This is a genomic window from Streptomyces africanus (genome assembly GCF_030816955.1).
GTDB lineage: Bacteria > Actinomycetota > Actinomycetes > Streptomycetales > Streptomycetaceae > Streptomyces > Streptomyces africanus.
The window spans coordinates 1,484,307-1,510,995 of sequence record NZ_JAUSYP010000001.1; the positions used below are offsets into that span (position 1 = coordinate 1,484,307).

General features: G+C 71.2%; 22 protein-coding genes and 2 tRNA genes. 9 read left to right on the forward strand and 15 right to left on the reverse strand.

What is annotated here, in order from left to right; all coding sequences use genetic code 11:
* The first annotated feature begins 124 nt into the window (after window positions 1-124).
* Together QF034_RS06980 and QF034_RS06985 are read left to right on the forward strand one after the other, a co-directional pair.
* Window positions 125-2,323 carry an elongation factor G-like protein EF-G2 gene (locus tag QF034_RS06980; RefSeq protein WP_307174101.1) on the forward strand — a complete coding sequence of 733 codons (2,199 nt, stop codon included), beginning with the start codon at window positions 125-127 and terminating at the stop codon, window positions 2,321-2,323.
* A gap of 172 nt (window positions 2,324-2,495) precedes the next feature.
* A complete protein-coding gene (locus QF034_RS06985; protein ID WP_307174102.1) occupies window positions 2,496-4,163 on the forward strand; it encodes an AbeC-like domain-containing protein in 1,668 nt (555 codons plus the stop codon).
* Between the two features lie 128 nt (window positions 4,164-4,291).
* On the opposite strand, the gene QF034_RS06990 is transcribed toward QF034_RS06985, so the two are convergent.
* The 4 genes from QF034_RS06990 to QF034_RS07005 all read right to left on the reverse strand — a co-directional run bounded on the left by QF034_RS06990 (window position 4,292) and on the right by QF034_RS07005 (window position 8,810).
* Window positions 4,292-4,852: an HIT family protein gene (locus QF034_RS06990; protein ID WP_307174103.1), complete on the reverse strand. Its 561-nt coding sequence runs from the start codon at window positions 4,850-4,852 to the stop codon at window positions 4,292-4,294.
* Between the two features lie 89 nt (window positions 4,853-4,941).
* Window positions 4,942-6,918, reverse strand: a complete 1,977-nt coding sequence (thrS, locus tag QF034_RS06995) for a threonine--tRNA ligase (protein ID WP_307174104.1) — start codon at window positions 6,916-6,918, stop codon at window positions 4,942-4,944.
* Window positions 6,919-7,011: 93 nt separating this feature from the next.
* Window positions 7,012-8,247 (reverse strand): hypothetical protein, encoded by a 1,236-nt coding sequence (locus QF034_RS07000; protein ID WP_307174105.1) that lies wholly within the window; start codon window positions 8,245-8,247, stop codon window positions 7,012-7,014.
* The gene (locus tag QF034_RS07005; protein ID WP_086561752.1) at window positions 8,244-8,810 is read right to left on the reverse strand and encodes a DUF4365 domain-containing protein; all 567 of its coding nucleotides are present in this window, start codon (window positions 8,808-8,810) and stop codon (window positions 8,244-8,246) included. Before QF034_RS07005 ends, QF034_RS07000 begins: the two co-directional genes overlap by 4 nt.
* A gap of 168 nt (window positions 8,811-8,978) precedes the next feature.
* On the opposite strand from QF034_RS07005, the gene QF034_RS07010 reads away from it, so the two are divergent.
* Window positions 8,979-9,707, forward strand: a complete 729-nt coding sequence (locus tag QF034_RS07010) for a 3'-5' exonuclease (RefSeq protein ID WP_307174106.1) — start codon at window positions 8,979-8,981, stop codon at window positions 9,705-9,707.
* Between the two features lie 57 nt (window positions 9,708-9,764).
* Here the strand turns inward: QF034_RS07010 and QF034_RS07015 are convergent.
* Window positions 9,765-9,836, reverse strand: a tRNA-Val gene (locus tag QF034_RS07015).
* Between the two features lie 39 nt (window positions 9,837-9,875).
* Window positions 9,876-10,322 carry an SRPBCC family protein gene (locus QF034_RS07020; RefSeq protein WP_307174107.1) on the reverse strand — a complete coding sequence of 149 codons (447 nt, stop codon included), beginning with the start codon at window positions 10,320-10,322 and terminating at the stop codon, window positions 9,876-9,878.
* A gap of 99 nt (window positions 10,323-10,421) precedes the next feature.
* Here QF034_RS07020 and QF034_RS07025 point away from each other — a divergent pair, with 99 nt between their 5' ends.
* The 4 genes from QF034_RS07025 to QF034_RS07040 all read left to right on the forward strand — a co-directional run bounded on the left by QF034_RS07025 (window position 10,422) and on the right by QF034_RS07040 (window position 16,460).
* Window positions 10,422-12,830 (forward strand): SCO7613 C-terminal domain-containing membrane protein, encoded by a 2,409-nt coding sequence (locus QF034_RS07025; protein WP_307174108.1) that lies wholly within the window; start codon window positions 10,422-10,424, stop codon window positions 12,828-12,830.
* Window positions 12,831-12,975: 145 nt separating this feature from the next.
* Complete coding sequence (locus QF034_RS07030; RefSeq protein WP_307174109.1) at window positions 12,976-14,637, forward strand: helix-turn-helix domain-containing protein; 1,662 nt, start codon at window positions 12,976-12,978, stop codon at window positions 14,635-14,637.
* Window positions 14,638-14,883: 246 nt separating this feature from the next.
* A complete protein-coding gene (locus tag QF034_RS07035; protein WP_307174110.1) occupies window positions 14,884-16,242 on the forward strand; it encodes a type III PLP-dependent enzyme domain-containing protein in 1,359 nt (452 codons plus the stop codon).
* A gap of 11 nt (window positions 16,243-16,253) precedes the next feature.
* The gene (locus tag QF034_RS07040; RefSeq protein ID WP_307174111.1) at window positions 16,254-16,460 is read left to right on the forward strand and encodes a hypothetical protein; all 207 of its coding nucleotides are present in this window, start codon (window positions 16,254-16,256) and stop codon (window positions 16,458-16,460) included.
* A gap of 50 nt (window positions 16,461-16,510) precedes the next feature.
* Here QF034_RS07040 and QF034_RS07045 read toward each other — a convergent pair whose 3' ends face one another.
* From QF034_RS07045 to QF034_RS07075, 7 genes are all read right to left on the reverse strand, one after another.
* Complete coding sequence (locus QF034_RS07045) at window positions 16,511-19,246, reverse strand: exo-rhamnogalacturonan lyase family protein (RefSeq protein WP_307174112.1); 2,736 nt, start codon at window positions 19,244-19,246, stop codon at window positions 16,511-16,513.
* Between the two features lie 114 nt (window positions 19,247-19,360).
* Window positions 19,361-19,951 carry a hypothetical protein gene (locus QF034_RS07050; RefSeq protein WP_307174113.1) on the reverse strand — a complete coding sequence of 197 codons (591 nt, stop codon included), beginning with the start codon at window positions 19,949-19,951 and terminating at the stop codon, window positions 19,361-19,363.
* A 7-nt stretch (window positions 19,952-19,958) separates the two neighbouring features.
* The gene (locus QF034_RS07055; RefSeq protein ID WP_307174114.1) at window positions 19,959-20,852 is read right to left on the reverse strand and encodes a carbohydrate ABC transporter permease; all 894 of its coding nucleotides are present in this window, start codon (window positions 20,850-20,852) and stop codon (window positions 19,959-19,961) included.
* Window positions 20,849-21,850 carry a carbohydrate ABC transporter permease gene (locus QF034_RS07060; RefSeq protein WP_307174115.1) on the reverse strand — a complete coding sequence of 334 codons (1,002 nt, stop codon included), beginning with the start codon at window positions 21,848-21,850 and terminating at the stop codon, window positions 20,849-20,851. The genes QF034_RS07055 and QF034_RS07060 overlap by 4 nt, the downstream gene beginning before the upstream one ends.
* The gene (locus QF034_RS07065; protein WP_307174116.1) at window positions 21,850-23,139 is read right to left on the reverse strand and encodes an ABC transporter substrate-binding protein; all 1,290 of its coding nucleotides are present in this window, start codon (window positions 23,137-23,139) and stop codon (window positions 21,850-21,852) included. Before QF034_RS07065 ends, QF034_RS07060 begins: the two co-directional genes overlap by 1 nt.
* A 425-nt stretch (window positions 23,140-23,564) precedes the next feature.
* Window positions 23,565-23,636 (reverse strand) — tRNA-Val (locus QF034_RS07070).
* A gap of 78 nt (window positions 23,637-23,714) precedes the next feature.
* On the reverse strand, window positions 23,715-24,173 hold the full coding sequence (locus QF034_RS07075) for a TIGR02611 family protein (RefSeq protein WP_307174117.1): 459 nt from the start codon (window positions 24,171-24,173) through the stop codon (window positions 23,715-23,717).
* 191 nt (window positions 24,174-24,364) lie between these two features.
* On the opposite strand from QF034_RS07075, the gene QF034_RS07080 reads away from it, so the two are divergent.
* Both QF034_RS07080 and QF034_RS07085 read left to right on the forward strand, forming a co-directional pair.
* Entirely contained in the window at window positions 24,365-24,778 is a 414-nt protein-coding gene (locus QF034_RS07080; protein ID WP_004002642.1) for an SsgA family sporulation/cell division regulator, read from the forward strand.
* A gap of 377 nt (window positions 24,779-25,155) precedes the next feature.
* Window positions 25,156-25,716 (forward strand): CGNR zinc finger domain-containing protein, encoded by a 561-nt coding sequence (locus QF034_RS07085; RefSeq protein ID WP_307174118.1) that lies wholly within the window; start codon window positions 25,156-25,158, stop codon window positions 25,714-25,716.
* An 84-nt stretch (window positions 25,717-25,800) separates the two neighbouring features.
* On the opposite strand, the gene QF034_RS07090 is transcribed toward QF034_RS07085, so the two are convergent.
* Window positions 25,801-25,977, reverse strand: a complete 177-nt coding sequence (locus QF034_RS07090; protein WP_306968595.1) for a hypothetical protein — start codon at window positions 25,975-25,977, stop codon at window positions 25,801-25,803.
* 152 nt (window positions 25,978-26,129) lie between these two features.
* Complete coding sequence (locus QF034_RS07095; protein WP_307174119.1) at window positions 26,130-26,573, reverse strand: hypothetical protein; 444 nt, start codon at window positions 26,571-26,573, stop codon at window positions 26,130-26,132.
* Window positions 26,574-26,689 lie beyond the last annotated feature (116 nt).

Below are 26,689 nucleotides of genomic sequence, written 5' to 3' on the forward strand. Positions count from 1 at the left end.
GTATGGACGCACCGTGACAGGAGTGGGAAGGTCGAATGACCGCGGGCGTCGCCGGAGCCGCACCGCACGCGGATCCCGCGTGTCCGCGCCCACAGTGACCTCACCGTGCACGGGAGGCAGGATCATGGGCGACAAGGCACAGACACACCCTGGGGCCGCCGGCAGGGCACAGGCGGCCGACCACCCCCAGTCCGTACGGAATGTGGTGCTGGTCGGCCACTCCGGATCGGGCAAGACCACGTTGGTGGAGGCCCTCGCGCTCACGGCGGGGGCAATGAACCGGGCGGGCCGCGTGGAGGACGGCGGCACCGTCTCCGACTACGACGAGATCGAGCACCGGCAGCAGCGCTCGGTGCAGCTCTCCCTGGTGCCCGTCGAGTGGGACGGCATCAAGGTCAATCTCCTGGACACCCCCGGATACGCCGACTTCGTCGGTGAGCTCAGGGCCGGTCTGCGCGCGGCGGACGCGGCCCTCTTCGTCGTCTCGGCCTCGGACGGCGTGGACGGCTCGACCCGCATGGTGTGGGAGGAGTGCGCGGCCGTGGGCATGCCCCGGGCCATCGTGGTCACGCACCTGGAGGCGGCGCGCGCCGACTTCGAGGGGATGACCCGGATCTGCGCGGAGGCCTTCGGCGCGGACGACCCCGACGCGGTCCTGCCGCTCTACCTGCCGCTGCACGGCCCGCAGGCGCCGGACGGGCACGCTCCCGTGACCGGCCTGATCGGGTTGCTGTCGCAGAAGCTGTTCGACTACTCGACGGGCGAACGCAAGGAGTCGGAGCCGGGCGAGGACCAGCTGCCGCTGATCGAGGAGGCCCGCAACCGGCTGATCGAGGGGATCATCTCGGAGAGCGAGGACGAGACCCTCATGGACCGCTACCTCGGCGGGGAACCGGTCGAGGTCAAGACCCTGATCGAGGACCTGGAGCGGGCCGTCGCACGCGGGGTCTTCTTCCCCGTCCTGGCCGCCGCCCCCGCGACCGAGGGCTCCCGGCAGGGGCTCGGCACGGTGGAGCTGCTGGAGCTGATCACCCGGGGCTTCCCCACGCCGCTGGAGCACGAGACGGTGCAGGTGACGACGGTCGACGGCACGCCGCGCGAGCTCAAGCCGTGCGACCCGGACGCGCCGCTGGTCGCGGAGGTCGTGAAGACCTCCTCGGACCCGTACGTCGGCCGGCTGTCGCTGATCCGCGTCTTCTCCGGCACCCTGCGCGCCGACCAGACGGTCCACGTCTCCGGGCACGGCCTGGCCGACCGCGGGCACGAGGACCACGACGTCGACGAGCGGATCGGCGCCCTGTCCACGCCGTTCGGCAAACAGCAGCGCCCGGTGTCGCACGTGATCGCCGGTGACCTGGCGTGCGTGGCCAAGCTCAGCCGCGCCGAGACCGGGGACACCCTGTCCGCCAAGGACGACCCGCTGCTCATGGAGCCGTGGCAGATGCCCGACCCGCTGCTGCCGCTGGCCATCCAGGCGCACAGCAAACCGGACGAGGACAAGCTCTCGCAGGGCCTGGCCCGGCTGGTGGCCGAGGACCCGACGATGCGGCTCGAACAGAACCAGGACACCCACCAGGTGGTCCTGTGGTGCCTGGGCGAGGCGCACGCGGACGTCGCCCTGGAGCGGCTGCGCAGCCGCTACGGCGTCCAGGTCGACGTCGTACCGCACAAGGTGTCCCTGCGCGAGACGTTCGCGACCAAGGCGGCCGGGCGCGGCCGGCACGTCAAACAGTCCGGCGGGCACGGGCAGTTCGCCATCTGCGAGATCGAGGTGGAGCCGCTGCCGGGCGGCTCGGGCATCGAGTTCGTGGACAAGGTCGTCGGCGGCGCGGTGCCCCGGCAGTTCATCCCGTCGGTGGAGAAGGGCGTACGGGCCCAGGCCGCCAAGGGAGTTGCCGCCGGATATCCGCTCATCGACGTGCGCGTGACCCTCCTGGACGGCAAGGCGCACTCGGTGGACTCCTCCGACGCCGCGTTCCAGACGGCCGGGGCGCTCGCGCTGCGGGAGGCTGCGACCGACGCGAGGATCCATCTGCTGGAGCCGGTGGCCGAGGTGTCGGTGCTGGTCGGTGACGACTTCGTGGGCGCCGTGATGAGCGACCTGTCGGGGCGGCGCGGCCGGGTGCTCGGCACCGAGCAGACACCCGGCGGGCGCACCCTGATCCGGGCCGAGGTGCCCGAGATCGAGATCGGCCGGTACGCGATCGACCTGCGGTCGATGACGCACGGCACGGCCCGCTTCAGCCGCCGGTACGCCCGGCACGAGCCGATGCCGCAGCAGGTCGCGGACCGGATCCGTGAGGAGGAGCGCAAGGCCTCCTAGTTGGGGCCTGCGGGGGCCAAGTGGCCCCCGTGAGGGCTCCCTTCGCACAGGCGGGCGGTCACCGGGACCGCCCGCCGACGGATGTCGGTGCCTGCGGATACGCTGATGACCTGATCAACAGGTGTGCGGAGCGCGGAACTCGGGAAGGCCGCTTGATGCGGAAGCGGCAGCGATGGGGGCGGCAGTGACGGACGGATTTGACTTCAGCCCAGGGGCCCAGGTGCCTCTGGCGGGTGCGAGCGGCCAGACCGCGGCGACCTACGCTCTGGCCGCCGCGGCGTACCGGGACGACGAGGTCACCAAGATCCTGAACGCCGACAACGAGTGGCACCAGTCGAAGGTGACCCCTCCGCGCCCCTGGGCGAAGATCTTCCGCCCCAGGTTCGGCGAGGCCTTCTCCCGCGCCGTCATCGACCGCATGCTGGGCGCCGGGCGCAAGCCGGTCATCCAGTCCTTCGGCATCGAGCCCCAGGTCGTCGTGGAGCACTGCCTGGCGGCCCACCGCATCCGCCGCGACCGCGACAACTGGCTGTCGGCGATCACGGTGATCTGCGGGGTGCTCTTCCTGCCGGGCTTCCTCGTGTGGCTGCTGGTGTTCACGCTGCGCACCACCATGGCCAAGCGCGAGGACAAGCGGGCCGGCGTCCTCGCCACGACCCTGCTGGTCGCCGTGGGCGCGCTCGCCGTGCTGTTCCTGATCCGCATGCCGTTCACGGGCTTCTGGGCCTGGTACGCGCGCGCGGCGGTCGTCATGCCGGTCGTCGGGTGGTTCTGGGCCAAGCAGATCTGCGAGCGGACGGCCCAGGACCTGCGGGAGCGCTGGTCGAGCCTGCTGTCGGGCAGCGGTGTGGGCGCCAAGATCCCCGAGGCGGTGCCGGGCAACCCCGGCGACGCGGCCGAGCAGGTCCGCAAGGAGCTGGCGCGCCTGAGCGCCGAGCAGCGGTCCAACTCGGTCTTCTACGCCGGGCCCAAGGGCATACTCGGTATGGGCACGCGGTGGGGCAGCTGGCAGCTGGCCGAGGAGCTGGTGTCCGCCGAGCCGGGCAAGGACTTCCACCCGTTCCGCAGCTGGGACGTCATCGTGGCGATCCAGGGCGGCCTGGGCATGCTGGAGCGCACGTCCATCAACACCGGCGGCTTCCCCAAGCCGTCCATCACGCACTGGATCGTCACACCGATCGGCGAGAAGGCGACGGAGGTGTCCCGGCCGAGCGGCGCGGACGTCGACGCGTACACGGTGCGGACGCACGCCATACAGGACATCTGCAACAAGCAGCAGTTCGGCAGCGGCGACCGGCACTATCTGGGTGTGCAGTGGACCCTGTGGGACGGCCACCTGGTCATCACGATGCTGATCACGGTGACGGTGCTGCACGACACGCTGCGCATCGAGGTCACCGGGCACGCGCTGGGGCCGGTCAACTCCCTGTTCAACGAGAAGCCGGCGGCCAAGGAGAAGACGGTCCAGAAGTCTCTGCGCTTCTGGGAGACCCGCACCGTGAAGATGCCCCTGATCGACGCCGACGAGGTGGTACGGCTGGCCGCGCGTGCCCCGCTGACCTGGTATCCGCCGCTGCTCAACTGGCTGGGCGGGAGCCTGACGCTCCCGGAGCCGTTCGGTCTGCGGCACGCGTGGGCGGACCAGCCGTGGCGGCATCGGTTCATGGCGGACGATGCGCTGCGGGCGGCGACGCCTGTGCTGCGGGTGGTGCACGCTGCGGCGCTGAAGGTGCTGCGGGAGAACGGGGTGGACGTGGAGAAGTTCGGGTCCAGGTCGGCGGCGCTCAGTGGAGCGGTGCAGGAGGCTTCGCCGAAGAAGGCGGATGTGTATGACGCCTAGTTGTTGAGGTGCCCTGCGTTGCCGCTGAGGTAGGGGGTGGATAGCGCAACTCGGCGCTGCGAGGTGCCGCCTGCGCCCACCCGTGCCGCCCCAGCGGCACGACTGCCCGCAGGCTGAGCGCCCGCAGGCTAGGCCGTCGGCCAGGCCTCAGCCAGCATCTTCCGGGTATCCGCCAGCAGTTGCGGCAGCACCCGCGTGTGGCCGACCACCGGCATGAAGTTCGTGTCGCCGCCCCACCTCGGCACGATGTGCTGGTGCAGGTGTGCCGCGATGCCCGCGCCGGCGACCGAGCCCTGGTTCATGCCGATGTTGAAGCCGTGGGCGCCCGACGCCGTGCGCAAGGCCGTCATCGCCTGCTTGGTGAGCTCGCCGAGCTCGGCGGTCTCCCCCGCCGTCAGGTCGGTGTAGTCGGCGACGTGCCGGTAGGGCACGGTCATCAGGTGCCCGCCGTTGTACGGGTACAGGTTGAGCACCGCGTAGACCTGCTCGCCGCGCCTGACGACCAGCCCGTCCTCGTCGGACTTGGCCGGGATCGAGCAGAAGGGGCAGCCGTCGCCGGCGCCCGGGCCGGTCGGCTTGTTCTCACCCTGGATGTAGGCCATCCGATGGGGCGTCCACAGACGCTGGAACGCGTCCTGCGTCCCCACTCCCAGCTGCTGCTCCGGCTCACTCGTCATGCAGTGCAGCATATGGCGTCGACCTGGGGGTACGGCAAAGGCCCCCGGGATCTCCCGGGGGCCCGTGCGCGGTTCGCTCAGGGCGTGGTCGCGCCGTGCGGTCAGACCTGGGCGCGCTCCTCGACGACCTTGAGGATCTTCGCGATGGCCTCGTCGATCGGGATGCCGTTCTCCTGGGAGCCGTCGCGGTAGCGGAAGGACACGGACCCGTGGGACATGTCCTCGTCGCCCGCGATGACCATGAAGGGCACCTTCTGCTTCTGGGCGTTGCGGATCTTCTTCTGCATCCGGTCGGACGAGGAGTCGACCTCGACGCGCAGGCCCTTCTTCCTGGCCGCCGCCGCGAACTTCTCCAGGTACTCGACGTGCGCGTCGCCGATCGGGATGCCGACCGCCTGGACCGGGGCCAGCCACGCCGGGAAGGCGCCCGCGTAGTGCTCCAGGAGCACCGCGAAGAAGCGCTCGATCGAGCCGAACAGGGCGCGGTGGATCATGACCGGGCGGGTCTTGGAGCCGTCCGCGGCCGTGTACTCCAGGTCGAAGCGCTCCGGCAGGTTGAAGTCGAGCTGGATGGTCGACATCTGCCAGGTGCGGCCGATGGCGTCCTTGGTCTGGACGGAGATCTTCGGGCCGTAGAAGGCGGCACCGCCCGGGTCCGGGACCAGGGGCAGGCCCTGCTTCTCGGCGACCTGCCGCAGCGTCTCGGTGGCCTCGTCCCAGGCCTCGTCGGAGCCGACGAACTTCTCCGGGTCCTTGGTGGAAAGCTCCAGGTAGAAGTCGGTCAGGCCATAGTCGCGCAGCAGGCCGAGGACGAAGGTGAGCGTCTTGTCGAGCTCCTCCGACATCTGCTCGCGCGTGCAGTAGATGTGCGCGTCGTCCTGGGTGAAGCCGCGGGCCCGGGTCAGGCCGTGCACGACGCCCGACTTCTCGTACCGGTACACCGTCCCGAACTCGAACAGGCGCAGCGGCAGCTCACGGTAGGAGCGCCCGCGCGCGTCGAAGATCAGGTTGTGCATCGGGCAGTTCATGGGCTTGAGGTAGTAGTCCACGCCCTCGTCGAGCTGCATGGGCGGGTACATGCCGTCGGCGTACCAGTCCAGGTGGCCCGAGGTCTCGAAGAGCTTCCCCTTCGTCGCGTGCGGGGTGTAGACGAACTCGTAGCCCTCTTCCTCGTGGCGGCGCCGCGAGTAGTCCTCCATGACCCGGCGGATGATGCCGCCCTTGGGGTGGAAGACAGCGAGGCCGGAGCCGATCTGCTCCGGGATGGAGAACAGGTCGAGCTCGCTGCCGAGCTTGCGGTGGTCGCGCTTCTCGGCCTCGGCGAGGAACTCCAGGTGCGCCTTCAGCTCGTCCTTGGTCGGCCAGGCGGTGCCGTAGATGCGCTGGAGCATGGGGTTCTTCTCGCTGCCGCGCCAGTAGGCGGCCGCGTTGCGCATCAGCTTGAACGCCGGGATCGCGCGGGTCGACGGCAGGTGGGGACCGCGGCAGAGGTCCTTCCAGCACAGCTCGCCGGTCTTGGCGTCCAGGTTGTCGTAGATCGTCAGCTCGCCGGCGCCGACCTCGACGTCCGCGCCGTCGTCGGAGGAGGCGGAGCCCTTGAGGCCGATCAGCTCCAGCTTGTACGGCTCACCGGCCAGCTCCTCGCGGGCGGCCTCGTCGGTGACCACGCGGCGGGCGAACTTCTGCCCCCGCTTCTGGATCTCCTGCATCTTCTTCTCGATGGCCTTGAGATCCTCGGGCGTGAACGGCTTCTCGACGTCGAAGTCGTAGTAGAAGCCGTCCTTGACGGGCGGGCCGATGCCGAGCTTGGCCTCGGGGAAGAGCTCCTGCACGGCCTGCGCCATGACGTGCGCGGTGGAGTGGCGCAGGATGTTCAGGCCGTCCTCGGAGGAGATCTCGACGCCCTCGACCTCGTCGCCCTCGGTCAGGGCGTACGACAGGTCCTTGAGCTCGCCGCCCACGCGCGCGGCGATGACCGAGCGCTCGCCGGCGAAGAGCTCGGCGGCCGTAGTGCCCGTCGTCACCACGCGTTCTTCCCGCTCGGAATCGCGCTGGATGATCACACGGACGTCTGACACCGGTCTCTCCTGACTGAAGGTGGGGTCGCGGCGCCATACCGGAGCGCGCGCACGAGTATGGATCGTACCGACCCCGGACCGTCCACCGCGAAATCAGTCCCCGCAGTCCCCTCCGCAGGCCTCCTCGAAGAAGGCCGCCATCCCGGCGTTCTCCTGGAGCGCCTTCATCAGGCGGTCCCGCTCGGCGTCGTCGACCTGCACCGGTACGACGCCGTGGGCGCCGGTCAGGCGCCGGAAGCCGCCCCGGCTCTCCAGCCGTCCCTGGACCCGCACCGGCAGCCCGACGAGGTGGGCGTGCCCGGCGATCCGGTACCCCTCCTCGTCGAGGGTGATCCGGACGTCCGGTACGTCGGCCCCGGCCAGCACGCGCAGTCGTACGGTGCCCTCGCCGCGCGGCCCCGACCTGCGCATCCGTGTCACCGCTCCCGTGATCCGCACCGGTACCGCGGGTTCCTCGCGCAGGTAGCGGGCGCCCGCCTCGCGCAGCACGGGCAGGTCACCGGGTGAGAACTCGACGGGCTCGGCGGACGGCGCGCAGCCCTCCGGCACACCGGCGGCCGGGGCCCACTCGACGGTGATCCGGGCGCCCTCCGTGCCCCGGACGAGGGCGACGAGGGCCTCGGTGAGCTCGTGGCTCACCCCGGCCTCGACCGCGGCGTCGAAGGCGTCCATGCCGCCGGCGGCGCGCTGGTAGTCGATGGCCTCGCGGGCGGCGTACAGGGCCTGGTGGAGGCGGACGGCGAGAGGGCGGCCGTCTGCGACGGGCACGAAGGCGGTGAGCCGGCCGGCCGTCGCGGAGCCGACGAGGACGTGGTCCAGGGAGGCGGCGGCGGAGCGGCGGTGCCGGGCGCCGTGGTAGCCGGCGCGGGCGCGGGTGGCGAGCGCCGCCGCGAGCAGCATCCGGCGGGCGGCGGTGCGCAGCCGGTCCTCGGCGGTCCAGGGCGCCGCACCGGCGGGCCCGGCGGGGACGTCCTGCCACCAGCGGATCTCGTCGCTGGGGACGGCGAGGGAGAGCAGGACCTCGCGGGCGGAGGGCGAGGCGCTGCGGGACAGGGCGAGCAGGGCCTCGGCGAGCAGGTCGTCGCTGTCGGGGAAGGCGCGGCTCTCGGGCACGAGGAGGCTGGTGCCGGTGCCGCCGGGGCCGGGCGGGGTCCAGCGGCCGTAGCGGCCCGGGGCGCCGCCGCGCCGCCGCCAGCCGTGCCGGCGGAGCAGGGCGCCGAGTACGGCCGGGTCGACGTCCGCGGGCTCGGGCGGAGCGCCGCTGAAGGTGGTGTCGACGGGGTGGGGCCGCACGGGCCTCAGTGGCTCCTCGGTCGGGCGGTGCGTCACGGTTTCCCTCCCGTCCCGACCCGCGTCATGATCTCGCACAGCGCCCGGTCGTCGAAGATGCGTGAAGTCGGTATCCGCACGGTGGTGCGGCGGCGGCCGGTGATCGGCTGGCCGGCGAGGTTGGTCCAGTAGCAGCAGTGCCTGAGGTCGAGCCGGTCGTGGCCGGCGCGCAGCCAGTCGTCCTGGGACCGCGGCACCAGCATCACCACCAGGATCTTGTGGACCGACACGGGGGTGCGGGCGAGCTTCGCCAGGTGGTCGTTGTCGAGCGTGAAGGCGAAGGTGCGGCCCGGTGGGTCGGGCGGCACCTGGTACGTGGCCTTGAGCTGCACCTTGATGGTCACCTCGTCGTCGACGGTGTGCCCGGGGGCGCTGTGGCTGACGTGCCAGTCGATGCCGTTGTCCGGGAACGGCTGGGAGAGCGAGCAGCCGGCGGCGGCCGCGACGGCGTGCAGATAGCCGACCTGGAGTGTCTCCATGCAGGCGGTGGTGGCGAGAGTGCCGCGGGAGGGGGCCGTGCGCTCGGGCAGCAGCCCGCCCCGTTCGGGCTGCGCTATGGCCATGGCCAACAGCCTTCCAGAACAAGTGGGTCCCCGTGCGGGCCGTTGAACTGCGTGGACCCGTACTCCTGTTGTCTCCGTCCGGCGTACGGCGCAAACAGGCCGGGTATCACCGGATCGGGCAGCGGACGGTGCGTCAACTGCCGAGGGTGAACGAGGGGTTGTGTGGCTATGACGACGTGCTGGTATGAAGGGCCGCTGGCCGCCTTCGACACGGAGACGACGGGCGTGGACGTCGAGACCGACCGCATCGTGTCGGCCGCCGTCGTCGTCCAGGACGCGCCGGGCATCCGGCCGCGGGTCAGCCGCTGGCTGGTGAACCCGGGCGTGCCGGTGCCCGCCGAGGCGACGGCGGTGCACGGGCTGACGGAGGAACACCTGCAGCGCAACGGCCGGTGGCCGGCGCCGGTGATGTTCGAGATAGCGGAGGCGCTCGCGGAGCAGGCGCAGGTCGGCCGCCCGGTCGTGGTGATGAACGCGCCGTTCGATCTGACCCTGTTCGACCGGGAGTTGCGCCGTCATCGCGCCTCGGCCCTGAGCCGCTGGTTCGAGTCGGCGCCGCTGTGCGTGCTCGACCCGAGGGTCCTGGACAAGCACCTGGACCGCTACCGCAAGGGCCGCCGTACCCTGACCGATCTGTGCGCGCACTACGGCGTCGCCCTGGAGGGCGCGCACGACGCGGCGGCCGACGCCGTGGCGGCGCTGGAGGTCACGCGGGCGGTGGGCCGCCGTTTCGCGTCGCGGCTGGAGCGCCTCGCCCCCGGTGAGCTGCACACGCTCCAGGCGGTGTGGCACGCGGCGCAGGCCCGGGGGCTCCAGGCGTGGTTCGCGCGCAGCGGCGTGGAGGAATCGGTCGACCCGGCCTGGCCGCTGCGTCCGGATCTGCCGGCGGCGGCCTGAGCACCTGGTGCGGGCATGAAAAAACCGGTCCGTCTGAGACGGACCGGCTGTTTCCGGTGGGCGATACTGGGTTCGAACCAGTGACCTCTTCGGTGTGAACGAAGCGCTCTCCCACTGAGCTAATCGCCCGGGAACGGACTGAACAATACAGGCCCCGGCAGGTTTCCTTCAAACCGCTTCGAGGTGCCTGACGAGTCCGCGCCGCCCGGACCGCATCATCAGCGTGTGGTTGGCGCGGAAGACGGGCCGTCCCGGTACGGCGAGCCTCCTCAGCAGCGGCTTGGTCACGCTCACGACCTGGTCGTACCGCGCGAGGCTGCCCGGCTCGAGCGGCGTGACCGTCCAGCGCGCCCAGCCCTCGATGTCCCCGGACAGGGTGGTCTCCAGCACACCGGCCGCGGGGTCGCGCCGCACCTCCCGTGCCGTGAAGGTCATGTCGTACGGCAGGACGGAGCGGATCCGGATCACGCCGGTCGTCTCGTCGAGCCGGGTCACCTGCCGGACCTGGCGCCACCAGCGGGGGTAGTCCTCGGCACGTTCCAGCGCCTCGTAGACGGTGGCGGGCGGCGCGGTCAGGGGCCACAGACTGCGGAAGCGGTAGTGGTTCCAGTCCATGCCCGCAGTCTGCCCACTCCTGGTGGGGGCTTGTCTGAGTACGCGCCTGAGTATCCGCACTCATGCCCGTACGAGGTGACGCCGACCACACTGCCAGGCATGACGCACCTTCCGCCCCCGGCCGAGGAGTTGCGGCTCCTCGATGCCGAACTCCGGCAACTGGACGCCCGCCGGGCCCAGTTGCTGACACGTCGCGCCTGGCTGGTCTTTGCCCTGCAACGGACCCAGCAGCCGCCGCCGGTGGCACTGTCGCCCGCGACACCGCCCGACCCGGAGACCGCCGCGCCCAGCGTGCAGAACGTCCTCCTGGTCCTCGGCGGTGTACTCCTCACGCTCGCGGCCGCGGTGTTCACGCTGGTCAGCTGGGGTCATATGGGTATCACCGGGCGGGCGCTGGTACTCGGCGCGGTCACGCTCGCCGCGCTCGCCGGGCCGGCGCCGCTGCTGAAGCGGGGGCTGCGGTCGACGGCGGAGTCCGTGGCCGGGCTCGGGCTCGCCCTGACCGTCCTGGACGCGTACGCGCTGCACGAGGCGGCCCTCACCGGGACGGACGGGACCGGGTACGCGGCGGCGGCGTCGGCGGTGCTGGCGGTGATCTGGTCGGCGTACGGCCTGCTTCCGGCCACGACCGCGCTGCGCCTGCCCCTGCCCTCCGCCCTGGCCGCGGCCCAGTTCCCCCTGCTGCTGTGGGCCCTGGCCGCCGACGCGGGTCCGTATGTGATCACGACCGCGCTGCTGGTGACGGCCGGGCTCGACGTGGTGGCGGCGCTGCGGGTGACGGCCGGGTCGGTGCGGATCGCCGCTGTTGTCGGTGCGTACGCCCTGGGTGGCTGGGGTGTCCTGGCGGCCGGCTGGTTGTCGTTGACTGCTGACGGCCCGGGCGCCGCCGCCCGTGCCGGGGGGATTCTCCTTCTCGCGGCGACGATCGCGCTGGGTGCGGCCTGGCAGGGCTCGGGAGCGGCGTCGGGCTCGGGCTCGGGCTCGGGCTCGGCCCAGAAGCAGGCGTTCGGCCTCGCGATCGCCTCGGGGTTGCTCGCGGTCGGTGCGCTCGGCGGAGTGGTCCGCTCCGTGCTGCCGGACATGTGGACGGTTCCGGCCCATCTGGTCTGCGGGATCGCCCTGTTGGCGGCGGTGCGGGCCGGGCGGCTGCCCGACGCGATACGGCGGGGGTTCACTTGGGCCTCCGGCGTCGTACAGGCGCTGGCGCTGCTGTGGACACTGCCCGTCGTCACCGTGGTGCTGCTGGGACCGGCCGGCTGGGTGGGCCGCGTGTGGAGCGGCGCTCCTTCGGACGCCCGCGCAGCGGTGACCGTCGAGGTGCCCTGGCCGCCCGACTCGGCGGCGACTCCCGTCGCGCTGGTCGCCGTCGCGGCCGTACTCGCCCTCGCGGTCCGTACGGAGCGGTGGCGTGCGCGGGCCCGGCTCGGCGCGCTGGGCCTGCTCTGGGCCACGGCGCTGATGCTTCCGGCGGTTCTCGGGATTCCGTACGTGGCAGGGATGCTGGTCCTGGGAGTCATGACGGCGGCCGCGCTGTACGCGTGCACGGTCACGGTGCCCGCCGCGCGACTCACCGCCCTCGTCCTCGCCCTGGTCAGCTCCGTCAGTCTCGGCCTGACCGCTCTCGCCTCCCAGACCGCGACGCTCGTGGTGCTGTCCGTGCTGGTGGCACTGTTCGCCGCTGCCTCATGGCACGCGAGTCCCGCCCCCGTCACTGCTCCGGCCGCCCTCGGGTACGCCGCCGCGCTGGCCTCGGCGACCGGTGCCGCCATGGACTGGCCGCCGGCCCGCACCGCCCTGCTCGTCCTGGCCGTCCCGGTGGCCGCCGCCGTGCTCGCGACGCGTCTGGGTGCGTCCCGGGCGACGGTGCCGGTCGAGGTCGCGGGAGCCGCGGCAGGCCTGCTCGCCGTGGGCCTCGCCGTCACCGATCCGCCGATGCTCGCCCTGGTGCTGGCCCTGTGCGGGGTGATCGCCGCGGGCACGGCGCTGCGTCCCGACCGCCGCCCCGTCGGCTACGCGGCCACGGCCCTGTTCGTGCTGGCCGCCTGGGTACGCCTGGCCGCCTGGGACGTCGGCACGCCCGAGGCATACACGCTCCCGGCGACCGTTCCCGCGCTGCTCGTCGGTGCCCTGCGCCGGCGCCGCGACCCGCAGGCTTCCTCCTGGACCGCGTACGGCCCCGGGCTCGCCGCCACTCTCCTGCCGAGCCTGGCCGCCGCCTGGGCCGACCCGCACTGGACTCGGCCGCTGCTGCTGGGCACGGCGGCGCTGCTGGTCACCCTGCTGGGAGCCCGGCACCACCTCCAGGCGCCGCTGGTGCTCGGCGGCTCGGTGCTGGCCCTGGTCACGCTGCACGAACTCGCCCCGTACGTCGTGCAGGTCACCGGCGCACTCCCCCGCTGGGCGCCCCCCGCCCTCGCCGGAGTCCTGCTGCTCGCACTCGGGGCGACGTACGAGCAGCGGATCAGGGACGTCCGTCGGGTGAGGGCCGTCCTGGGGAGGATGAACTAGGGGGTGTCCGCTCAGTGTTCGCGCTGTCGGTGCCTCCGCGTGCCGTATGGGCGTATCGACTGCGGACAAGGCACGTGATGTCATACGTTTTCCGATCGGCCGCCGGCGGCAGGCGGCACGGCCGGGCAGGGACGGGGGAGGCATCATGACGGACCTGGAGGAATCGGCGGGCCGGGGCACGGGCACCGAGGGCCGGGGGACGCTGGAGCACCTGCTCTCCATGGTGGGGGTGGGAGCGGTGGAGTTGCACACGGCCCCGGAGGGACTGCGGACGAGCGTCACCGGCGTCCATGTGCTGGACGCCCTGGAACCCGTGATCAGACCGCGGGAGTTACTGCTCGCGGTCGGCGTCGACCCGCGCTCGGCGCATGCGGTCGACGTGGTGCGCCGGGCGGGCGAGGCGGGTGCGACCGGTGTGGTGTTCGGCCCCGGGCGGCCGGAGCCCACCGCGCGGGCGTTGCAGGCAGCCGCCGAGGAGTGCGGCACGGCGGTGCTCTTCCGTACCGCCTGGTGCACCTGGGCCCAACTCGTGGGGGTGCTGCGGGCGGGGCTGGCCTCGGCGGGCGTTCCCCCGATGCCCGCGACCAGCGGCGTGCGCCTGGGTGATCTGGACTCCCTGGCCGATGCGGTGGCCGCCCTGGTGGGAGGCTCGGTGACCATCGAGGACACGGAGTCGCGGGTGCTGGCGTACTCCTCCACCGAGGAGAACGTGGACGAGATGCGCCGGCTGACCATCCTCGGTCGTCGCGTCCCGCCCTGGCGGGTGGCGGCCATGCGGGAGGCGGGGTTCTTCCAGGCACTGTGGGGTGCGGGCGACGTGCTGTACCGGCCGGCCCACGGCCAGGACCCGGAACGCCTGGTCGGTGCCGTACGGGCGGGCGGAGAGGCACTGGGGTCCATCTGGGTGGCGGCGGTCGCCGGCCGCCCGCTGTCCCCGAACGCCTCGGAGACGCTGCGCGCGGCGTCCCGGGCCGCCGCCGCCCATCTGCTCCATCACCGCACCCACAGCTCGGACAGCCGCCTGGTGGAGGACGCGGCTCGGGCGCTGCTGGAGGACCGCGGATCCGTCGAGGTGCTCGCGGAGCGGGCCTCGCTGCCGCCCCGGGAGCCCTGTGCCGTCCTGGCGGTGGGAACCGGGTCCGGCCGCCAAGGCGACGACGACCCGTCCGGACTGTACGGGCCGCTGGCCCTGCACTGCGCGGCTCTGGGCCACCGAGTCGTGGTGGTCCCGGCGGGCGGCAGGATCCTGGTGCTGCTGGGCGGGCTGGAGCGCGACCCGGGGCGGGCCGGCGGCCAGGTGACGCGGCTGGGGGAATCGCTGGCCGAACAGCTTTCGGTGACGATCGGCACGTCGGTGAAGGTGGGGCTCGGCGACGTGGTCCCCGGGCTGGCACGGGCACCCGAATCACGCCGGTCGGCCGAGCAGACCCTCCAAGCGCTCATCACGGCCGCCGGGCCGCGCAGCGTCGCGCGGAGCGAGGACGTCGCGGACACAGTGGGCGTCCTCCAGGTCGTCGACGCCCTGCGCGAGGTGGCGTTGCCACCGCGGACGTCGGTGGCCCGGCTGAGGACGTTCGACGCCGAACACAACGGCAGCTGCCTGGTGGAGACCCTGCGCGCCTACCTCGACCACTTCGGCGACGTGGCTGCCGCTTCGCGCACGCTGGGCGTGCATTCCAACAGCCTGCGCTACCGCTTGCGCCGGATCACGCAGGTGTCGGGGCTGGACCTGTCCAGCCCCGACGCCCGGCTGCTCGCCCAGCTCCAGTTGCGTCTGGACGGAGACGGCGACGGCACACGCCCCTGAGCGACCGGCACCGAGGTGCGGCCGCGCGGGTGCCGTCCGCCGCTTGGCCGTGGCCACCATCGAAGGGCCTCTCCTTCGTCGTACCGCACAACGCCCTTGCGCGAGACGGGGGTTGTTGCGTTCAACCGCCGTGGGCGAGGCCCGCGTCTTTGACGACTCGACGAAGACGCCGTCCCGGCGCGGACCGCAGCCTGGTACTCCACCCCGGGGCCGTCCCGGGTGCTGCGCGTAACCGGAGGGCTCACCATGACCGGACCGACCCCCGCCGCCGAGCGGCGCGAACGGATCCTCCAGGAAGCGGTGCGGCAGGGACTGCTGGACGCCGAGCGGTCCCAGCTCGCCGCCTTCGTCGACCTCGACGGCGTCGCCGCGACGGTCGGCTCCCTGCACCGCGCCTTCCCCTCTTCGCCGCGTGTGCTGCACGCGTTCGCCGCCAAGGCCAACTGCCTGGTGCCGGTGCTGGCGGAGCTGCGGCGGCTCGGCATGGGCTGCGAGGTGGCCACCGCGGGTGAACTGGCCCGCGCGTTGGCCGCCGGCTTCGAGCCGGAGCGGATCGTCTTCGACTCGCCGGCCAAGACGGAGACCGAACTGCGACGCGCCCTGGACCTGGGCGTGGCCGTCAACGCGGACAACTACCAGGAACTCGCCAGGATCGACCGGGCGCTGGGCGACCGCGTCCCGGTGTCGAGGATCGGGGTGCGCGTCAACTCCCAGCTCGGCGGTGGCAGCATCGCCGCGATGAGCACGGCGACGAGCACCTCGAAGTTCGGCGTGCCCCTGGCGGACCCGGGCAGCCGACGGCGGTTGCTGCAGGCCTACCACGACCACCCGTGGCTGACCTGGGTGCACACGCACGCCGGGTCGCAGGGCTGCCCGCTCGACCTCATGGCCGGCGGGGTCGCGCAGGCCGTGGCGTTCGCCGAGGAGGTCAACGCCTCCCTCGGACGGCGCCAGGTCGTCGGCATCGACATCGGCGGCGGACTGCCCGTCAACTTCGCCGACGACGAGACCACGCCCACCTTCGCCACATACGTCCGGCAGCTGCGTGCCCAGGCGCCCGCGCTGTTCTCCGGCAGGTACGAGACCGTCACCGAGTTCGGGCGTTCCGTCCTCGCCAAGAACGGGTTCACCGCCGCGTACGTCGAGTACACGAAGAGCATGGGCGGCCGGCCGATCGCGGTCACCCACGCCGGTGTGCAGGTGGCCACCCGGACCGTGTTCAATCCCGACGCCTGGCCCCTGCGGATCGAGGCGCATGACGCAAGCGGGAAGGCCAAACGGGGCGGACCGGTCCGCCAGGACATCGCGGGCCCCGCCTGCTTCGCCGGGGACCTGCTGGCGCGCGACCGCGCGTTGCCGCTCCTGGAACCCGGCGACCTCATCGCCGTCCCGGACACCGGCGCCTACTACTTCTCGACGCCGTTCCACTACAACAGCCTGCCCGAACCCGCTGTGCACGGGGTCCGGACGAGCGGTGACGGCCGTGCCCACTTCGAACTCCTGCGTCCCGCGCAGGACCCGTGGGACGTGCCGGTGCCCGTCCTGGGTGACCACGGCGCGCCCCCGCGGCAACGGGCGCACGAGCCCGCTCACGGCGTCGGGTAAGGAGCACCGAGGTGGCACAGGCCGACCGTCGAGGGCCCGGCCGGGACGGACCGCTCCTCAGTCAGCGCGCCGCGATCGTCTTCCTGCTGGCAGCCCTGGTCGGCGTCGGTGCCACTGTTCTGGCGGCGCTGGCCGGCAACGTGTGGCCAGTCGCGGTGAGCGTCGGAGGCGGGGTGGTGGCCCCAGCCGTCCTGTTCTTCAACCAGATCATCGACTAGACGAGTGGATCCCGATGCCTCGCCACGGGATCCGCTCGTCCGGTCCCCCGCTACGGCATCTTGTCCCCGAGCAGAGCCAGGTTCTCGATGGCGGCGAGGCCGTAGAGCGCGGTGTCGTTGGTGGACACCCAGGGTGCCTCGCTGCCCGGCACCAGCGTGAGCGGGCCGCTGAGCTTCTCGGTCTTCCAGGGGGCCGACTCCTTGTAGCCGTCGGAGTTGTAGAACTTGTCCCACGCGCGCTTGGCGAGTTTCTCGTCACCGGACTGGACGGCGGCGTAGGCGTCGAGGCGCGAGTGGCCCTGGAAGAGGATCAAGGAGCCGAAGTTGCTGCCGTAGCGGGCCGCCTGCTCGGCCTTGGTGGCGTTGAAGTAGCGGCAGTAGTCGAGGTACGCCTCCTTGAACTTCGGCACGTCGACGAGGTCGATGAGCTCGGCGCACAGCTCGTTGAGGCCGAAGACGGCCGACAGGTGCGAGACCTCCACCTTGGGCTGGGCGGCGACGGCGAACTTGCCGGTGTCCAGGTCGTACAGGCCGCTGCCCTGGACGAAACCGTTGGGCTGGGCGGCGATCGTCTCCATGGTGGACAGCACGCGTGCCTTGGCCTTCTCCCACTTGGGGCCCTTGCGCTCCCACTCCGTCAGCCAGGCCGAGACCAGGCCGCTCCAGTCGGTGCCGAAGCCGATCGACAGGGCGTGCCGGTCGGGCGTGTACGGCTCGGTGCGGATCTTGCGGAGCGGGTCGAGGGCGAGGAACGTCTCGTCGGAGTCGACGTTGGCGTGCATGAGGTCGCCGACGCGTTCGTCCGCCGTGAGGAAGTAGTAGTAGCGCCGGTACGTGGTGTTGGCGATGCGCTGCTGCTTGGCGCTGTCGGCGAAGTGCTGCACGCCGTGCCGGGTGCCGAGGCCGGCCCACTTGCCCAGGTGGTAGACGTCGACCTCGCCGGTGTGCCGGGTCATGGCCTCGGCGAAGCGGAAGATGTCCGAGCGGCCGCTTCTCAGGTACGCGTACCAGAGCCACAGGTCCGGCGACAGCTCGGAGTTGTCCCAGGCGTAGCCGCCGACGTCGTAGCGCCACTGGTGCCGGACGGTGTCGTAGGTGTGCATGATGTCGCCGTAGTCCCAGAAGCCGTACCACCGGCGCATCTCCACCTGGTCCTTGTAGTAGGTGAAGAGGAAGTCGAGGTGGTCCTCGATCTTGGCCTTGGCGGGGGTGGAGCGGTCGGGTTCGGCGTACAGGCCCTTGCCGAAGACGCCCGCCTTGATGAGCTGCTTGGGCGGGGCGGCGAGCTGCGGCAGGACCCGGACGGCCTCGACCTGCTCGGCGAGCTGTTCGGCGCTCGGGGTGGACTCGTTGGCCCAGAAGAGCAGTTCGGAGGTGCGGGCGATGCCGTACGGGGTGCCGAACTCGGGCTCGTAGTCCTCGTAGGTGATGTTGAGGCCCTCGATCTGCTCGGGGAAGGTGTCCTGGCCCATGCCGTCGTGGTAGAAGCGCATGTCCATGGGCTGGGCCTCGGGGGACCAGAGCCAGAGGGTGACCTCGGCCTCCTCGGTGTGGGCGTCCCGGATGTCGAGCTGGGCGGGGAACTTCTCCCAGAAGTCGCGCAGGCCGAAGGAGAATCCGCCGCTCACCCCGCCGACGTACCCGAAGCCGGAGGCGCGCCGGCCGCCGCCCGCCGCGATCCAGCCGTGGCCCTTCTTGGTGCGCTTGCGCAGGGTGAAGCCGTCGGCGGACAGCTGGGAGAGGGTGTAGTCGCCCCACTCGGGGATGTACTGGAGCCGGGTGGTGACCCGCTGGTCCCAGGTGGCCGGGTCGGGCAGCTTCTTGCCCTCGTACTGCGCCGCCTGCACGGCCGCGCCCGGGTCGCGGCGCAGGCCGGTGATGCCCTTGACGGCCTCGCGCAGCAGGCCGGTGCCCTCGCCGCCGATGCGGATGTGGCGGTCGTAGGACTCGTCGCGCATCGGCACGGTGAAGCGGACCCCGAGGCCGCGGACGAAGTCGCCGCTCGCCTTGCCGGGCTCCTGCTTCCCGTCGTAGGTGATGGTGTGCACCATGCGGAAGGAGTCGGCGCCCGCGTAGAAGTAGAGCCGGATGGAGAAGGGCAGCCAGCTGCGGCTGCCCTTGCGGTGCTTGCCGTCGATGCGGACGACCGCGCGGACCGGGCCCTCCTGCTCGACGGTGACCTTGTCGACGGTGCCGTCGAAGCGCTCGGTCCTGACCGCGCCCTGGTCCTCGTCCTCGATCTCGGGCTGGCGGATCAGCACGAGCCGGCCGTTCTTCGCGATCTCCGTCGCGCCCCGCCTGACCGACTTGACGATGGTGGAGCCGGACTTGCCGATCCTGGCGGTGATGACGCCGGTGGAGATGTCGATGGTGCCGCCGCTCTTGTCGACGGTGACCTTCTTCTCGGGTGCGGCGGGCGTCCCGGCGGTCAGGGTGAGCTTGCCGTCGCCCGAACCGACCGCGTGGGCGGTCCACTTGAGGGAACCGTCGGGCCAGTAGGCGATGGGCCAGGACTGCACGGGTACGGCCTTGCCGTCCGCGTCCGTCAGCGCGAAGCTCTGGTCCTTCTGGTAGGCGCCCTTCGGCCAGGGGACGCCGACGGTGGAGCCGGGGGCCGCGCCGAGGCCGCCGTCCTCCAGCCAGTCGAGGGTCACCGGGTCGGCGTCGGCGGCCTCGGCTCCGGGGGCGGCCTGGGCGTCCCGGGCTCCCAGTGCCCAGCTGAACTGGGCGGCTGCTCCGGCGACGGCGGCCGCCTTCAGAAGGGACCTGCGGGGGATGGGAGACATGGCGTTGCTGCCTTTCCTCGTCCGTGCGGGAAGCGATTCCGTGCGCTGGTCAGGGGCATGACAGAGAGAGGTTCGGCGCCCGGGGCGCCGACCCGACAGGGGAGGAACCGCCGGTCAGCGGCGCCGGTACCGCTCCTCCACGGCTACGGCCGCCGCCGCGACGGCCCCGAGGACGGGGACCGCCAGCGGCGCGGCGAACCAGGCGGACACGACCACCACGGCCAGTCCGCCGATGATCAGGAAGGATCCGGCCGGGTCGAGCACGGTCCGGCGCCAGGCCGCCGCCAGCAGCGTCCGCCAGCGGGCCCCCGGCTCCCAGACCGCGGCCGCGCGCAGCCCGGCCACGACCAGGGCGATCAGCGCGCACACGCCGACGGCTCCGACCAGCGGCCCGCCGGGAATCCCCGCCCGAACCGCCTGGACGTCCACCCAGACCGCGGCCACGGCCGCCCACCCGGAGAGCCCGGCGAGCCACCCGCCGCGCACGGCCGTGCGGAAGTCCGCGACGAACTCCCACCGGCCACCGCCCTCGTGCGCGATACGCCGCCGCAGGTGCCGCACCCCCGCGGCGAAGGCGGCGGGATAGGTGACGACCCCGAGCGAGGCCACCGCGATCCACACACCGGTCAGCAGGCACTCGGCGAACACCGCGAACCGCTCGGCGAGCAGCGACTCGCCCCGTGCTTTCACCCGGGTCCCGGCCATGCTCACCTCAGCCCTTCAGACCCGACGTGGCCATGCCGTCGATCAGATAGCGCTGGAAGGCCAGGAAGAAGGCGAGCACCGGCAGCAGCGCGACCAGCGACATGGCGATCATGCCGCCGTAGTTGGCCACGGCGTCCTGGTCCACGAACATCTTCAGGCCGAGCGAGACCGTGTACTTGTCGGGCTCGTTGAGGTAGATCAGCGGGCCCATGAAGTCGTTCCAGGAGTTGATGAACGTGAAGATCGCGCTGGTGATCAGGGCCGGGCGGCACAGCGGCAGGATGATCGACCAGTAGATGCGGAAGTGCCCGCAGCCGTCCAGCCGGGCCGCCTCGTCGAGCTCCTTGGGCATGTTGCGCATGAACTGCACCATCAGGAAGACGAAGAACGCCTCCGTGGCCAGGTACTTGCCGAGCAGCAGCGGTGTGTAGGTGTTGATCATCTCCATGTTGCGGAACAGCACGTACTGCGGGATGAGCAGCACGTGGTACGGCAACAGGAGGGTGCCGATCATCAGCGTGAACAGCAGATTCCGGCCCGCGAACCTGATCCTCGCGAAGGCGTACGCCGTCAGCGAGCAGGACGCCAGGATCCCGATCACCGAACCGACGCCGAGGAAGAGCGAGTTGTAGAAGAAGGTGGAGATCGAGATGTCGGCGATGCCGTCGGTGAGGCTGGTGTAGTTGGAGATGATCGGGTCGCCCGGGAAGAGGTCCAGGCTGCCGACGATGTCCTCGCTCTTCTTGAAGGAGCCGCCGATGACCCAGATCACCGGGTAGAGGATCACCGCCAGGACCAGCAGGGAGCCGATGTGCCAGGCGAGGGATCCGGGCAGTTTGTGCCGCATCCCGCCCGCTCGCGCGGAGGGAGCCGGAGTGATGTCGGTGGCCTGCGCACTCATCGGGCGCCCTCCTCGTAGTGCACCCAGCGCTTCTGGGACCAGAACAGCACCGCCGTCACCAGGGCGACCGCGACCAGCAGCATCCAGGCCATGGCGGACGCCAGGCCCATCCGGCTGTTCTCGAAGCCCTGGACGTAGAGGTAGCAGGTGTAGACCATCGAGCCGTCCGCGGGACCGCAGGCGTTGCCTCCGGCGCCGCCGCCGACGATGTACGCCGAGCTGAAGATCTGGAAGGAGTGGATCGTCTCCAGCAGGACGTTGAAGAAGAGCACCGGGGAGATCATCGGCAGCGTGATGTTCCAGAACCGCCGCAGCTTGCCGGCCCCGTCGACCTCGGCCGCCTCGTACAGCTCGCGCGGGACCTGCTTGAGGCCGGCCAGGAAGATGACCATGGGGGCGCCGAACTGCCAGACGGTGAGCGCCACCAGGCTGTAGATGATCATGTCCGGGTCGCCGGTCCAGCCGCCGACGTCGATCCCGAAGATCTGCTGCGTACGGTCCACGATCGCGTCGTCCGAGAAGATCGCCTTCCAGACGATCGCGACGGAGACACTCGCGCCGATCAGCGACGGCGCGTAGAAGGCGGCCCGGTAGAAGGCCTGTCCGCGCCGCTTCTGCGCGAGGAGCAGGGCCACACCGAGGGCCGCGAGCAGCTTGAGGGGCGTTCCGACGACGACGTACCAGAGCGTCACCTGCACCGAGTGGCGCCAGCGGGGATCGCCGAACATCTCGGAGAAGTTGTCGAGGCCGATCCACTTGGGGGCGTCGAACAGGTTGTAGTCGGTGAACGCGAAGTACAGCGAGGCGACCATCGGTCCCGCGGTGAGCAGCAGGAACCCGGCGATCCAGGGAGACATGAAGAGATAGCCGGCCAGGTTCTCCCGGCGCCGCCGCCGCTTGAGGGCGGCGGGGCGCGCGGGCTTCACCGGACCGTGCCGCGGCTCGGAGTCCTGGGACAGGCCCTCCATCGCAGGGGCGTGTGTCACGGTGGTTCCCATCAGCTGCCGAGAGCCGTCTTCGACTCGGTGAAGAACTGCTTGACGGCGTCGTCCACCGACCGCTTGCCCAGGGCCATCTCCTCGGAGATGCGCAGGAACGCGGCCTCGCAGATGTCGGCGCCTTCCGGATGCGGGGTGATGGGCTCCAGGACGCCCGCCTCGACGAGGGACTGCTCGTACTCGGCTATGGCCTTGTTGACCGGGTCGGTCGGCTTGTAGGCGTCGAACTGGGCCTGCGTCGCGGGCACACCCCGGTCGTAGCCCATGATCTTGGCGACCTCGGGGTCGTGCACCATGAAGTCGATGAACTGGGCGACCTCCTTGGGGTGCTGGGTGCGCTTGGAGGCGCTCAGCATGAGGGAGCCGAGGTACTGGCCGGTCTTCTTGCCGTCCGTCGTCGGGATGGGCGCCAGGCCGTACTCGCTCTTGCCCTCGGAGGTGTAGCGGACGGTGAAGTTGTCCCAGGTGAACTCGCCGCCGGCGAGCTCCGCCGCGACCGCCGACTTGGGCTTGATCTGCGCGACCTTCTTCGGGTCGGCGTAGACGCCCTCCTCGACGCCCTTCTTGGCCTTCGTCCACCACTCCTTCAGATCGGCCTCGGTGAAGCCGAGTCCGTCCTCGGTGAAGAACGCCTTGCCCTGCTGGCGCAGATAGGGGTCGTAGAGGTACATGACGCCGTACATGCCGCTGTCCCCGGCGCGGCCCGTCTTGTCGCGGATCTTCTTCATCGCCGCGTCGAAGTCGTCCCAGGTCCAGCCCTGCTCCGGCTTCACTCCTGCCCGGGTGAAGACGGGCTTGTCGATGACCAGGGCCATCGAGTTGGAACCGACCGGGACTCCGAGGAGCTTGCCGTCGATCTCGCCGAACTTCTCGAGTCCGGCGCGGAATCCGTCCATCCGGAGGTTGCCGGCCTTGACCTGCTCGCTGAGATCGAGCAGCACGTTCTTGGCGTCGTATTTGCGCAGGAACCCGATGGCATTCTGGAAGACGTCCGGCGGATTTCCGCCCGAGGCCTGGGTGTTGAACTTCTTCCAGAAGTCGAGATAAGGCTGGAAGTCCGTTTTCACCTTGATCTTCGGGTACTTCTTCTCGAAGAGCGCGATGGTCTTGTTGATGCGCTCGGCGCGGTCCTCCGCGCCCCACCACGCGTAACGGATCGTCACCGTCCCGTCCGCGGAGGTCCCTCCGTCGCCACCGCAGCCGGTGGTCGCGGCCAGCCCCAGCGTGGCCGCCGTGGCCCCGGCCGCCTTCAGAATCGTACGTCTCTCAACATTCCTGCCGTTCACCACGGTTGGCCCTCCCCGCACATCGTCCCGCTCGCATGAATCGTTTCAAGTAAGCGCTTGCTGGCACAAGTTACGGAGGGGCTGAGGGTGCGTCAATGATTCGGACAAGAATTTCTTACCGAGCGGGCCGGCGACGAGGCGGGGCGGGGAGGTGGTACGCCGGGTCCGCCGGGGTGATGTGACTGGTGAGGCCGATGCGGCCGATGGGCCGAACAGGGTGGGGCCGCCCGCACGGCTTTCGGGAGCGACCGAAAGGCGACGCCGGGGCGGGTGGTGCGGGGCCGGACGGAAGGTGACCGGTTTGCCTCCTCGAGGAGGACACCGACCGGACGTTCGACGGCACGGGACGGGAGGCACTCGCCGAGGCGGCCCGGGCATCGAACAACGGCGGCCCACCTGCGCAGTCGCAGGTGGGCCGCCGTTCCGGGTGGGCGATACTGGGTTCGAACCAGTGACCTCTTCGGTGTGAACGAAGCGCTCTCCCACTGAGCTAATCGCCCGGACGCAGGAAGAACATTACCCCATGTCAGGGGGTGCCTGTGACCAGCACCGACCGGCACCGGCACCCCCGCCGCGGCTCACTGGTCCTTGATCTTCCACGGCATGACGATGCCGAACTTCCACACGTAGATACCGACCAGTACGGCCACGATCACCAGCCCGATGCTCGTCAGGATGATGTTCCGGCGCCGCACCCTGGGATCCAGGGCGCGCTGCGCGGCCTCCGTGACCTTCCGCTTGGTCCAGCGGAGCACCAGCTGGGCCCATACGAACTCGGTCGCCCAGATCGCCATGCCACCGAAGATCACGACCCAGCCCGGTCCGGGCAGGGGCAGCATGATGATGCCCGCCACGACGACCGCGAGCCCGATGATGAAGATGCCGACCTGCCAGCTCACATGCAGCAGCCGGCGCGCTTTGACGAATTCCGGCGCCCGTGAGCCGAGCGCCCGCTCCTGCTCGCCGCGCACCCCGTCCGTCCCCGTCTCGTCCACCGCCACGGCCACCTCGCCCGGCTCGTCACTCCCCGTATTCATACGGGGAAACACTACCCGAGCGAAACCAGTCACCGGAATGGACGCACGGCGCGAACGATCTCTCGGCCGGAAGAGTTACGTAAAGGCACGCAAAACACTCAGAGGGGTTTACAACGGCACCGTAGGTGGCATGTCGATTTCGCCGACGTGCGAATCCCCGAGCGCACACTGAGCGAAAGGCCCTGGCGCTTATGAACACCACGGTCAGCTGCGAGCTGCACCTGCGCCTCGTTGTGTCGAGCGAGTCCTCCCTGCCTGTCCCCGCAGGCCTGCGGTACGACACGGCCGACCCCTACGCCGTGCACGCCACCTTCCACACCGGAGCCGAGGAGACCGTCGAGTGGGTGTTCGCCCGCGACCTCCTCGCCGAGGGACTTCACCGCCCTACGGGCACCGGCGACGTCCGCGTCTGGCCGTCGCGCAGTCACGGTCAGGGCGTCGTGTGCATCGCCCTGAGCTCACCGGAGGGCGAGGCCCTGCTCGAGGCCCCGGCACGGGCCCTGGAGTCCTTCCTGAAGCGGACCGACGCCGCCGTGCCGCCCGGCACGGAACACCGGCACTTCGACCTCGATCAGGAGCTCTCGCACATCCTGGCGGAAAGCTAGGGCGAGGCGCTCACCGAGCAGCCCGGCGCCGTCGACTCGGGGAGACGGCTCGGGCCTGGACAACCGCATACGGGATACACCGGCGCCGGCACCGCGGATCACGCGGTGCGGCGCCGGCTCGCGTGTGCGGCCCTTCCAGCTCGGGTGTGCGGCCGTTCCGCTCGGGTGTGCGGCCGTTCCGGCTCGGGTGTGCCGCCGGGCGGAGGCCCGGAGCGGGGCTTTCTGCCGCCCGGAGGGCGGGCGGGAACCACGGCGTGCCCGGCGGCGTTGTATTCGAAGCCATGTGCGGGCATGAGGGCCGTCCGGCGGGAGTGGAGCCGTTACCATCGGCCACCATCGGCGGGCGCCTGCCCGACCCCCACGCCAGGGAGCGAATCGTGCTGATCACCCACGACACCCGGTGCGCCCTCGACACCGTGGTCGATCTGGTGAACACCGCACCGGAGGACGACACGGCAGCGGACGGGCTGCCGGACGTGGCGACCCTCGCGGATTTCGTACGAAACCACGAGATCAGCGATGTGGGAGTGCTCTCGGAGTTCGACCTCTCGGCGGTGCGGAAGATCCGCGGGCGGTTCGCCGCCGTCTTCGCCGCCCCCGACGCCCGGACCGCCGCCGGCCAGATCAACGAGCTGGTCGCCGCCGCGGGCACCACACCCCGGCTCACGGACCACGACGGCTACGACTGGCATGTGCACTACTTCGCGCCCGGCGCCTCCATCGCCGACCACCTCGCCGCCGACTGCGGGATGGCCCTGGCCTTCTTCGTGGTCGCCGGGGAGCAGGAGCGGCTGCGGCGGTGCGAGGCGCCCGACTGCCGGCGTGCCTTCGTCGACCTGTCCCGCAACCGCTCGCGGCGCTACTGCGACAGCCGGACCTGCGGGAACCGCCTGCATGTGGCCGCGTACCGGGCGCGGCGCAAGGAAGCGGCGGGCTGAGCCGCCACCGCAGGGGCGGGTGGCGAGCGGATCACCGATGCCGACGCGGTCCCGGCGGGTGGCGCCGGGTACCGCGGGTACGGCTCACAGCAACAGCAGATCGTGCAACGAGGCCATGAGCAGCAGAGTCCCGATCACCGCAAGGAAGATCATGAGCGGTGGCTGGGATAGGGCGAAGAGGCAACCACGTGGCTCGTCCTGCCGGGGACGAGGCTCGTCCTGCGGCGGCGCGGGGTCGCTCTGTTCCGTCGTGTCCAGCATCTCGCGGCGATGATGACGCAGTCGCCCGGCCGGACGCGATCAGCGGCCTCGTTCCGTACGGGTGTGCGCCGATTCCGCGAGGTCCGGTTCAGGTTGTGATCATTTCCGCGCGCCCTCGGACCCACTGTGACGATTCGGCCGGCGCGCGGCCTTCATATGCCGTGCTTCTTGAGGATGGCCTCGATGTCGCTGAAGTCGTCGTCACCCCGGGGCGACGACGCCGGCCGGGTGGCCGGGCGGGGCCCCTGGCCCTGACCCAGGGAGGGCGCCGAGGCCGCCGGAGCCACCGCATCCGGCCGGGCCGCCGCGCGGGCCGCTTTGCGCTCCTTGCGGGTGCCGCCGCGGCGGCGCTCCACGACCCGCGTGGTCATGAACAGCACCCACGCGAGACCGAGCACCCCGAAGCCCGCCCAGGCGGTCAGGCTCAGCGCGGTGTCGGCCAGCCACTCGACGACGCCCGTCATCACCAGGCCGATCGGCACGAGCGAGTACGCCGCGATGCGGGTCGCCGCGAGGAAACGCTTGCGGTACGCCGTGACGGCCGCGATCCCCAGGCCTGCCGCGGACACGGCGGAGCAGACGGTCTCGGCAATCATCCGGTCCTCCAGGCGTGGCGCGGTCGGGCAGGGGCACTTCGTCCCTTCCATCCTGCACCCGCCGCACCCCGGGCGGCCATGCCCCGGCCCCACATCAGGGAGATCTCCGGGTCGCC